The following is a 10628-nucleotide window of genomic DNA, read 5'->3' as shown; positions in this document are numbered from 1 at the left end:
TGTGCTCAAGCGGCCTTGAGCTGCGGTTTCTACGCGGCGTCCAGGGCGGCGCGGCAGGCACGCAGCAGCTGTTCGTCCTCGGCGATGTCATGGCTGCCGTATCCGCCGGCGCGTGCCTGGTGCCGCCGCGGCGTGGCGAGTTCTGTACGGAGAAGATCGTGGGCGGGCGCGCCCGCCGGCCCCATCCGGGTCAGACAGCCGGCGAGGAGGGCGCGGGTGTGCGCGTTCTGTTCCCAGACGGAGCGGAGCGTGGGGAGAACCGGTCCTGGATCCCCGGCGATGTCCCACAGGGCGCCCGTGGCGCTCGCACGCAGCCACACCTTCCCGGAGTCGGCCATGGCGCGCAGTGCCGGCAGGGCGGGCCGGGCCGCGGGTCCCAGTCGGCCCAGTGCCTCGGCCGCGTTGCGTGCGTGGAGCGGTTCCTCCACCAATTCTCTTCGCAGCGTCGGCAGTACGGCCTCCGCGTCGCCCTCCAGCGACCAGAGCGCGCCGGCCGCCGCCACCGCGCACCCCCCGTCCAGCAGTTCACGCAGGGCCGGTATCGCCTCTCGCGCGTCCGGGCCGCACCTGCCGAGCGCGTCGGCGATCGCCCGCACGAGCCACTCCCGGCTCCGCAGCCCCTCCGGCGCCCCGTGCAGCAGCCGCAGCATCTCCGGCACCGCAGGCGCGTGTCCCAGCCTGCCGAGCGCGAACAGCAGCGGCGCCGCACGGTCGTAGGTGTCGAGTGCGTCGAGGGGGACCTCGCGGAGCCGCTCGCGCAGCAGTGGAGCGAGTGTGGCCGCGGCCGGGCCCAAGTGCTCGGCTTCGTAACCGGTTTCGGGAGGCACGACCGGCCCGTCCAGCACCTCGGCGAGCGCCGCCACCGCGCGCGGATCGCCGGCTCTGGCGAGCGCCTTGAGCGGGGCGCCGAGGGTCGGCGCCCCGCGCTCCCACTGGCGTATCCGGTGCTCGGGGCCCGTCGCCACCAGGGCGGCCAGGTGGTCGGCGGCCGGGGCGGCCAGACCGAAGAGTGTCTCCAGGACGGAGGCCGCGGCATCGCGCAGCCGCTGCTCCTCGGCGACGACCTGTTCGCCGATCGACGCGACCAGCTCTTCGTAGGAGCCCCGCCATTCACGCAACAGCCCCGCCGCCATCCACACGCCGTTGCACCGGTCGGCCGTCTCGTCGCTGCTCAACTGCCCCTTGAGCAGGGCGATCCGGTCGGCGGTCCGGCCGCCGAGCGCGGTGTGCAGGGTTTGCAGGAGATGCCCCCCCTCCTCGTCGGCGGGGCGCAGGCGTCGCAGGTGGCCGATGAGGGTGTCGGTGTCGGGCCGCTCGGGTTGGTCCGGCACCCGGGGTCGTCGTGATCTGGCCCGAAGCAGTGCGATGACCGTGGGCACGAGGTCGGCTGGAAGGCGATCGGGTGCGCAGCCGGCGAGTTGGCCGAGGGCGGCGAGCCGCAGCCCGGGGTCGTGCGGAGCGGCACCGAGTTCGACCAGGTACTCCACCGCGGGAGCGGCGGACGCGGGGTGCAGGCGCGCGAACAGCCCCAGGCCCTCGGCCAGGGCCGGCCGGACCTGTTCTTCCTCTTCCTCCTCGAGTCGTCCCGTCAACAGCCCAAGGACGTGCTCCGGTTGGCCGAGGAACCGCACCAGCGCCGTCGGTGCCGTCCGGCGCACCTCCGGGTCCCGGTCCGCGAGCAGGCCGATGAAGGCCGCGGCGCCCGACCGTACCGCCGTGCGTGCCATGGCGTAGTTGCCCTCGGCGCCGTCCCCGTCTTCGAGCGGACCGTCGTCGAAGGCGTCCCCACCGCCGATGCTGACGAGCAGCTCCACGACGCCGCCCCGGTCGTGGAGTTCCGTATGCCCGACGAGTTCGAACAGGAACGGGATGCACGCGAGCGTCGAGTCGTAGACATCGCCCTGGTGGTGCACGGCTCCGTACATCCCGTCGAGCGCTCTCTCACGCTCCTGAGGGCATGCGGAGGCCAGTCCCCGGAGCAACTCCGGGACGTCCTCGGCGCTTCCGTAGGCATGTTTCATCGAGGCCCAGCCGACCTCGTCCATCCCCGTGAACACGGCATCCTCCCCAGGCGTACGACAACTCATCGTGAGTGTGCACCAAGGCACTGACAGTCACGTGTGCCTTGTGGGGTGTTCCGGCGACAGGGGTGGCAGGGGCCCGCCGCCCGCGCCCAGGGGATGCGCCTTGAGACGGAGGCGGCGGGAACGGCGGGGAACCGGTGGGACGCGTCAGACCCCGACGCCGAAGTCGGAGGCGATCCCGGACAGACCCGAGGCGTACCCCTGGCCCACCGCGCGGAACTTCCACTCCGCGCCGTTGCGATACAGCTCGCCGAAGATCATCGCGGTTTCGGACGCGGCGTCCTCCGACAGGTCGTAGCGCGCGAGTTCGGTGCCGCCGGCCTGGTTGACGACACGGATGAACGCGTTGCGGACCTGGCCGAAGCTCTGTCCGCGCGCGTCGGCGTCGTGGATCGAGACCGGGAACACGATCTTGGCGACCTCGGCCGGTACGCCGGCCAGGTTCACCTTGATCGACTCGTCGTCGCCCTCGCCCTCACCGGTCAGGTTGTCGCCGGTGTGCTCGACCGAACCGTCCGGGCTCTTCAGGTTGTTGTAGAAGACGAAGTGCTGGTCCGAGAGGACCTTGCCCGACTCGTCGACCAGCAGCGCGGACGCGTCGAGGTCGTAGTCGGTGCCCGTCGTGGTCCGCACGTCCCAGCCCAGACCGACCAGGACCGCGGTCAGGCCCGGTGCCTCCTTGCTGAGCGAGACATTGCCGCCTTTGGACAGGGAAACTCCCACGCTGCTCTCCTCCGTGCTGCCGGCGGCCGGGCGAGTGGACGCCCGGCACTGGATGGATCGACATCAAAAAACTACATCACTGTAGAAACAAAGCGGGAGTTGCCGGCCGGAACCCGTCGGTCCTACGTGTTCCTCGCCGCGGTGCCGGACGTGACCAGGCCCGCTTCGTCCGCCGTGATGACCGCCTGGACGCGGTCGCGGAGGCCGAGTTCGGCGAGGATGCGGGCGACACGGGTCTTGTCCGTCGCCTCGTTCAGGTGAAGGTGGGTGGCGAGTTCGGTGTTGCTCGGGCCCTGGGCGAGCGGACGCGGGACTTCGAGTCCGCGCGGGGTCGACGGGCCAGGTCGGGAGGGAGTGCGGTCGTCTCCGGGGACCGGCGGGCGTGACGTTCGACCAGGCGGCGGGTGATCGCCGGGGCCAGGAGTGCGTCGCCGGAGCGGACCAGGCGCACGGCGGAGACAAGGTGTTCGGGGGTGACGTCCTTGAGGAGGAACCCGCTGGCCCCGGCGGACAGCGCCGCGTACACCAGGTCGTCGAGATCGAAGGTCGTCAGGATGATCAGGCGGGGCGGGTCGGACGCGCCGGTCAGGATACGGCGGGTCGCCTCCAGGCCGTCCGGTTCGGGCATCCGGATGTCCATCAGCACCACGTCGGGGGCGGGTGCGGCGGACCGCTGCCACGGCTTCGGCGTCGTCGGCCGTCTCCGCGACCACGTCGATGCCGTACTCGACCATCACTGTCGCCATGGCGCCGACCGTGTGCTTCACCGTGTCCGTCAACGGCTCCTGCACCACCCGGTACGCGGCCGGATCGCCCCCGACGGCTTCGCTGCCCTGGGTGCGCTGCCGGCCGTCGGCTGGGCCGCCCGGACCCGCAGTGCCGTCGCCCTGCGCACGGAATAGCAGTGGAACAGGAGCGGAACCGGAACGGAAGGCGGGCGGAAGGGGGAGCCGGGAGCCGTCCGATCCGCACCCATGGTTGTACTGTTGCGCAAAGCAGCAATCATCAAGTGGGTGGCGGCCAGTGGGGCGTGCCCTCGACCGAGGCGAAGAAAGGCGGGCGCGCGATGCTCCGCAACGGACTGGAACCCTGGCACCTGCTGATCGTGGCGATCGTGCTCATCGTGCTGTTCGGCTCGAAGAAGCTGCCGGACACCGCCCGTGCGCTGGGCAAGTCGATGCGCATCCTCAAGAGTGAGACCAAGGCGATGAAGGACGAGAACCCCGCGTCCGCCGCCACCGCCGAACAGGGCACGGCTCCGGTGACCCCCACGGCGGTCATCAAGAACTCCGCCGAGCAGGCCGCCCCGCGGGCGACGACCGAGGCTCCGAGCGCCGCGCACTGAGCCCATGTGGTCCGTGTCCGGGGGCGGCGCACACCGCCCCCGGACACGGACACGTCTGAGGACTCAGTCCTCTTCGCCGCCTTCGTCGTCATCGCCCTCGAAGAAGTCGCCCACCTCGTCCACGACTTCGGCCGCGACCAGTCCGCCGACCACCCCCACCGCGAGTCCCGCCGCGCCGGCCGCGACCACGGTGCCGAGGCCGGGCCCGGAGCGGTGGCCCTCATGACCGGACCCATGGCCGGACGCATGGCCGGACCTATGGGCCGAGGGGTGCCCGTACCCGCTTCCGGCGGCATACGGATCGGCGTGGCCGTACGTGGCGTGGGAGCCGTACGACGCCCGGTGTTCGACCAACTGCCTGATCCAGCCGTCGACTTCGCTGTTCCAGTCGCGGGCCCCGACATCGTGATGGCTCACCGTGAAGCGGGTGAGGGCGTCCTGCCCCGACTCGAAGAGCCCGCCGCGCTTGTCGGCCTCCAGGACGATCTCCATGCCGGCCGGGGTGGCGAGGAAGGTCAGCTCGATCTCGTTCACCACGTGCGCGTACTGCGGCGCGGGCGTCAGCTCGATCTCCTGGTAGAAGGGCAACTGCTGCCCCGTACCCCCGATGTGGCCGTGTTCGAGGTCGGCGGACTTGAAGCCGAAGCCCAGCTGCCCCAGCGCCTCCAGGACCGCTTCCTGGACCGGCAGCAGACGCACCGCGAGCGGATCCAGGTCGCCCTTGTCCCTCGCACCGGCCACCGCGAGCTCGGTGCGCACACCGAGGACGATGCCCAGCGGCTGCCCGTACAGCTCGCTGACCGGTGTCTCCCACGGCAGGGACACGCTGAACGGAACGCTGTGGCGTTCCTGCTCGGCGAGGCGGAAACCGCCGCCGACCGTGAACCGCTCGAAGACGACGGCGCCCTCGCTCTCCCCGTCCTCGTGCTCGGCCTCCACCCGGGCGATCAGTTCGAGCCCGATGTGCTCGATCTCCACGTTCGCGCTGCCACCCTGGAGATGGACCTGTCCGGACAGGATCCCGCCGGGCGCCACCGCGCCGCCGTCGAGAACCGTGTCCACCGAGGGGCCGCCTGCGCCCATCGCCCCGAGCAGCCGTTTGAACACCATGTCGGTGTGGCTCCTTCACTGATCGCACTCATCGTTCCGAACCGGCTCGGAGCGTGCCCCGAGCCGGTGTGATCAGAACTGACGGCATCGGTAAAGAAGTTCCCAAGTCACCTGGACGGAGCCTTCGGCGATCCGCGCGAACAGTCCGGGCAGCCGCTGCGCCGTGCGGGCCGCCGTGCCCTGGGTCCCGCCCGCGCCGGGAGCGGGGACAGGAGGAGGACGGAGAGCGCGGACAGGGTGAGGGCCAGGGCGGGGGGTGGCCGCGATGCGTTTCATGAGGGCGTCGATTCGTCCGGGGCGGGCGCGGTGAATCGGCCGCATCGTTTCCGGACGACGTGAACGTCGGATGACTGTGACGTGGCGGGCGCCGGGTGCGCGTGCCCCGGCGCCCGTGCCTCGAACAGGCGCGAGGAGTTACCTGGCTGACGAGGTGTCGGTCGAGGAACCGCGCTGCTGTCCGGGGACCTGCCCGCTGCCGTGCGGGGGCTGGGACCGTCCCCGCGGCGCCCGTAGGAGTGGACGCCGGCCGAGCGCGGGCAGCGCGGGCGGGGTGAGGAAGCCCTCCGCGCGGGCGGCGGCGATCCCGATGCGGGGGAGGTCGCTGCTCTTCTCGAACAGGAGGTAACGGGGCTCCCAGATGGGCCGGTACTTGGCGTTGGCCCGGTAGAGGGACTCGAGTTGCCACCAGCGGGAGAGGAACGTCAGCACCGCGCACCACAGACGCAGCACCGGTCCGGCGCCCAGCCGGGAGCCGCGCTCGAAGACGGAACGGAACATGGCGAAGTTCAGCGAGACCCGCTGCACCCCGATCTCCTCGGCGCGCAGCAGGAGTTCGATGACCATGAACTCCATGAGGCCGTTCTCGGAGTCACGGTCCCGGCGCATCAGGTCGAGCGACAGCCCCTTGTCGCCCCACGGTACGAAGCTCAGCACGGCCCGCGGTTCGTCCTGACTGTCGCGGCACTCCAGCATCACGCACCGGCCGTCGCCCGGGTCGCCGAGCCGGCCGAGCGCCATGGAGAACCCGCGCTCGGTCTCGCCGTCCCGCCAGTGGTCCGCCTTGTCGATGAGGGTGGCCATGTCGGCCTCGGGGATGTCCTCGTGGCGGCGGATGCCGACGGTGTAACCGGCCCGGCGGATGCGGTTGTGCGCCTGGCGCACTCCGCGCATCGCGCGTCCTTCGAGGGTGAAGTCGGCACGGTCCACGATGGCTTCGTCGCCGAGTTCGAGGGCGTCGAGGCCGTGCCGGGCGTAGATCGTGCCGGCCTCCTCGCCGGCGCCCATCACGGCCGGCGTCCAGGCGTGCCGCCGCGCCTCGTGCAGCCATGCCTCGATCGCGCCGGGCCAGGCCTCGGGGTCGCCGATCGGGTCGCCGGAGGCAAGGGTCACACCGCCGACCACCCGGTAGGCGATCGCCGCCTTGCCGCTCGGGGACCACATGACGGCCTTGTCGCGGCGCAACGCGAAGTAGCCCAGCGAGTCCCGCTCACCGTGCTTGGCGAGAAGGTCGCGCAGACGTCGCTCGTCGTCCTCGCCGAGGAGTTCCCGCCCGCGCGGGGCGCGGAAGCAGGCGTAGAGCACGAGCAGGAAGGAGGCCGCGATCAGGATGTTGACGATCACGTCCACCCAGCGGGGCGCGATCACCGAGTCGAGGCGGTCGGCGAGCGGGCCGACGCTGACCCCGCGCAGCAGCGTGTACGCGATCCGGTCGCTCAGCGGCGCCCCGGACACCTTGTTGGTGGCGCTCACCAGCAGCGTTCCGAGGGTGCCGCTGACCAGGAAGCCCCCGGCACCGACGGCCAGCGCCAGCCGGGGGTTGGAGCGGTCCCCGACGGCCTGGAACTCCTTGCGCCCCACCAGCAGCGCGACGACGAAGAGCCCGGTGAACACGGTCGAGAACCAGTTGAAGCCGTGCTGTCGGTACTGCTCCTGCGTGAGGGCCAGGACGTACAGGCCGAAGAGCGGTCCGGCCAGCAGCATGTTGAAGATCCACGCGGCCCGTTTGCGGCGCCGCATCACGAGGGCCAGGAACAGCGCCAGCGCGGCCGAGACCAGCCCGGCGGTGGCCAGGTACGGGGTGAAGAACTCACCTCCGTTGTGCTCGTGCACCTCTTCCCGGAACGGCAGCGACGTGACCGCCACCAGGTTGAGCAGCGCGAGCAGCCGCAGGTACCAGACCGTGGCCGCGGCCGCCCGTGGTCGTAGCCGGTCGACCATGGCCGGCCGTCCGGTCGGGGCCGTCCGGCGGGATTTCGAGTTCCTCTGTTCCGGGACGAGTACTGGCTGTTGTGCAGACACCGTGGAGCATCACCTTGGGGAGAGGGTGGTGGGGGAGAGCTGTGAGAGCGGGGGCGGCGAACTCTGTGTGTTCCCTGAGTGGGGCAGAGCGGGGAAACCCTACATGCTGTAAGGAAAAGGTGAGTTGTGGTCGCGGTGAGGATTGCCGCCGGGGGTCTTAACGAGTGGCGGTCAGCGGTGTTGCGGGGAAAGACTGCCTGGTCCCGGCGGTGCCGCGGGGTAAGTAACTGGTAAGAATCGAAGCGCGGACGGAACGTCCGTGGCGGGGGAGCGACCGCGCCGCCGGGCTGTCGCACTACGCTGCGCGCATGGGCGCGGAGGCCGGGCCTCTTGCCTGCCACTCTGGTGTTACCGCAGCTCAGAGACGTGATGCCCGCCCAGCGTGGCCCCCGCGACGACATATCGGCCGATCCGCGCTCGATGCGGCCGACCCGGGCACCGCGTGCGATCCGCGTCCGCTGTGTCGCGATTTGCGCGCCCTCTTGCCCCCTAGTTAGGCATGCCTACACTAAGCCCCGCCCTTGGCCGTCCGGCCTGGTATTTGCTGCATCGGAGAGAGGCCCGAGGTGTGGGACGACGCGTTTCCCAGCTGTCTGATCGGTCTGCGTGAGGGGTTGGAAGCGGGACTGATCGTCTCGGTTCTGGTCGCCACGCTCGTACGGTCCGACCAGCGCGGCAGACTGCCCCACGTGTGGACGGGAGTTGCCGCCGCCATCGGGTTGTCGATGAGCTTCGGCGCGGTCCTCACGTTCACGGCGGCGAACCTGCCGGGGAAGTCGCAGGAGGCGTTCGGGGGCACGCTGAGTCTGGTCGCGGTCGTGTTCGTCACCGCCATGGTGTTCTGGATGCGGCGCTCGGCCCGTACGTTCTCCGGCGAGATCAAGCAGAAGGTCACCGCCGCGCTGGGCATGGGCGCGGGCGTACTGATCGCCACGTCGTTCCTCGCCGTCGGCCGTGAGGGCCTGGAGACCGCGCTGTTCCTGTGGACCACCGCGCAGGCCGCGGGGAGTTCGTCGGGTCCGCTGGCCGGAGCGGCGGTCGGACTGCTGCTCGCCGCGGCGCTGTGCTGGGGCCTGTACCGGCGCGTCCTGCACATCAACCTCACGCGGTTCTTCAGCATCACCGGTGCCGTGCTCATCGTCATTGCCGCGGGCGTCCTCGGTTACGGCATGCGCGACCTCCAGGAAGCCACGGTGATCCCGGGCGGCACGTCGTACGCCTTCGATCTGTCGGCGCATCTCGACCCGGCCTCCTGGTACGTCACCGTCGTCCAGGGCACGCTCAACCTCACCCCGCAGATGACCTGGCTCCAGGTCGGTGTCTACGGCTCGTACCTGGCGATCGTGATGACGCTGTTCGTACGCGGCGTCCGCGGGGCGGCCCCGGCGAAGCCGGTGCCCGTGGCGCCCGGCGCCGCGGTGGCCGCCGAGCCGACGGCCGGGGCGTCCGCACCCGCCGAGGGCGCGAAGCCCGCGGTGCTCGCCGCGACGGACGTCGCGGGGGCAGCCGAGCGCGTGTCCGTGCCGCTCGACTCCGCCGAGGCGGAGCAGCCCGCGACGCCCGCCGCCACGCGGGCCGGGAGTCCCGCCGACCCCGACCCCGATCCGGGCGCCGGGAGTGCCGTCGCGTCGACCGCCGTCGAGGCCGAGCGGTCCGCCGCGCCCGCTCCGGCCGGGGGTGAGGCCGGCTCGGTTTCCGCCGACGCCGACAAGGCCGCCACGTCGGCCGCGATCGAGGCCGGCCCGTCCGTGACGTCCGCCTCCGAAGGGGAGCATGCCTCCGAGCCTGCTTCGTCCAGCCCCGAGAAGGCGTCCGCTCCCGCCGACAACGCCGAGCCCCCGGTGTCCACGCCGTCCACCCCCCGTCGCTTCCCCCGCTGGACGGTTCCCGCCGCTCTCGTCGGCGTGCCCGCGCTCATCGCGGGGATCACCGTCGCCGCCAGTGGGGGAAAGCCCGCGTCCGGGACGCCCGTCGTCGAGGTGTCCGCGGCCGACTGCGGCAAGGGCTTCAGCGCGCCCAAGCCGGGTCGGCAGACCTTCCAGGTGCGCAACACCGGCTCCCGTACGTCCGAGATCTATCTGATCGACCCGGTCAGCAACGCCGTCTACGGCGAGGTCGAGGGCATCGCTCCCGGCACCACCCGCGCCCTGATCGCCACCGTCGGGACGGGCTCGTACGCCTGGCGCTGTGTGCCCAACGGCGGGAAGGCCGTCACCTCGGCGGCCGTGCGCGTCAGCGCGGGCGGCGGCTCCGTCCAGGCCGTACTTCCGGTCTCCGAGAAGGATCTCGCCGCACCGCTGGCCGCCTACCGGACGTACGTCGACCAGGGTCTGGCCGACCTGCAGACGAAGACGCGCACCCTCCAGAGCGACCTCGACGCCGACAAACTCGACCAGGCGCGCAAGGACTGGCTGCCCGCGCACACGCGGTACGCCTCGCTCGGCGCCGCCTATGGAACGTTCGCCGACTTCGACGCGAAGATCAACGGCCGTACGGCCGGACTCGCGGGCGGGGTCGACGACCCGGCCTTCACCGGCTTCCGCCGCATCGAGTACGGCCTGTGGCACGGCCGGTCCGCCGCCACCCTCGCGCCGTACGCCAAGCAGCTCGCCGCCGATGTGGACGCCCTGCGCAAGGACTTCCCGAAGCAGGACTTCGACCCGGCCGACCTCCCGCTGCGCACCCACGAGATCCTCGAGAACACCCTGCACCGCGAACTGAGCGGCAACGCCGACTACGGCAGCGGCACCGAGCTGGCCACCACCGAGGCCAACCTCGACGGCACCCGAGAACTGCTCACCCTGCTCCGACCGCTGATCGACAAGCGCAACGCCAAGGTGATCCCGGCCGTCGACACGTGGATGCGGCGCACCGAGCAACTGGTGCTCGCCCAGCGGGCCGAGGACGGCACCTGGACGCCGCTGGACAAGCTGTCCGACACCGACCGGCAGCGCGTCGACGGCGCGGTCGGCCAGTTGCTGGAAGAGCTCGCCCCGATCCCGGACCTCCTGGAGATCCGCAAGGCCGCGTGAGCAGCCCAACGCCAGCTTGAGCGACCGCAATGCCTG

At 71.4% G+C, this 10628-nt stretch carries 7 protein-coding genes and 1 pseudogene; 3 read left to right on the top strand and 5 right to left on the bottom strand.

Annotated elements, in window-relative coordinates:
- Window positions 1–29 precede the first annotated feature (29 nt).
- The 3 genes and pseudogenes from AAFF41_RS08310 to AAFF41_RS08300 form a co-directional block, all read right to left on the bottom strand.
- Entirely contained in the window at window positions 30–2057 is a 2028-nt protein-coding gene (locus AAFF41_RS08310) for a HEAT repeat domain-containing protein (RefSeq protein WP_319745482.1), read from the bottom strand.
- 174 nt (window positions 2058–2231) lie between these two features.
- On the bottom strand, window positions 2232–2807 hold the full coding sequence (locus tag AAFF41_RS08305; RefSeq protein ID WP_075025505.1) for a TerD family protein: 576 nt from the start codon (window positions 2805–2807) through the stop codon (window positions 2232–2234).
- Window positions 2808–2929: 122 nt separating this feature from the next.
- Window positions 2930–3553, bottom strand: a pseudogene (locus AAFF41_RS08300) (response regulator).
- 12 nt (window positions 3554–3565) lie between these two features.
- Between AAFF41_RS08300 and AAFF41_RS08295 the strand changes: the two are divergent.
- Window positions 3566–3709: a hypothetical protein gene (locus tag AAFF41_RS08295; protein WP_319745483.1), complete on the top strand. Its 144-nt coding sequence runs from the start codon at window positions 3566–3568 to the stop codon at window positions 3707–3709.
- A gap of 164 nt (window positions 3710–3873) precedes the next feature.
- On the top strand, window positions 3874–4152 hold the full coding sequence (gene tatA / locus AAFF41_RS08290; protein ID WP_075026032.1) for a Sec-independent protein translocase subunit TatA: 279 nt from the start codon (window positions 3874–3876) through the stop codon (window positions 4150–4152).
- 63 nt (window positions 4153–4215) lie between these two features.
- Here the strand turns inward: tatA and AAFF41_RS08285 are convergent, their stop codons facing one another.
- The gene (locus tag AAFF41_RS08285; protein ID WP_343323770.1) at window positions 4216–5262 is read right to left on the bottom strand and encodes a sporulation protein; all 1047 of its coding nucleotides are present in this window, start codon (window positions 5260–5262) and stop codon (window positions 4216–4218) included.
- A 414-nt stretch (window positions 5263–5676) separates the two neighbouring features.
- A complete protein-coding gene (locus AAFF41_RS08280; protein ID WP_319746071.1) occupies window positions 5677–7479 on the bottom strand; it encodes a phosphatidylglycerol lysyltransferase domain-containing protein in 1803 nt (600 codons plus the stop codon).
- Window positions 7480–8126: 647 nt separating this feature from the next.
- Here AAFF41_RS08280 and efeU point away from each other — a divergent pair.
- On the top strand, window positions 8127–10592 hold the full coding sequence (gene efeU / locus AAFF41_RS08275) for an iron uptake transporter permease EfeU (protein WP_343323769.1): 2466 nt from the start codon (window positions 8127–8129) through the stop codon (window positions 10590–10592).
- Window positions 10593–10628 lie beyond the last annotated feature (36 nt).

The sequence above is a fragment of the Streptomyces mirabilis genome (genome assembly GCF_039503195.1).
Lineage (GTDB): Bacteria > Actinomycetota > Actinomycetes > Streptomycetales > Streptomycetaceae > Streptomyces > Streptomyces mirabilis_D.
The sequence above is the reverse complement of the archived record's forward strand: the minus strand, read 5'-3'. Positions and strand labels throughout refer to the sequence as shown.

What these genes read in the sequence shown, in the direction of transcription:
- tatA (WP_075026032.1), top strand. Translation starts at nt 3,874, where the DNA reads ATGCTCCGCAACGGACTGGAACCCTGGCACCTGCTGATCGTGGCGATC.
- AAFF41_RS08285 (WP_343323770.1), bottom strand. Translation starts at nt 5,262, where the DNA reads ATGGTGTTCAAACGGCTGCTCGGGGCGATGGGCGCAGGCGGCCCCTCG.
- AAFF41_RS08280 (WP_319746071.1), bottom strand. Translation starts at nt 7,479, where the DNA reads ATGGTCGACCGGCTACGACCACGGGCGGCCGCGGCCACGGTCTGGTAC.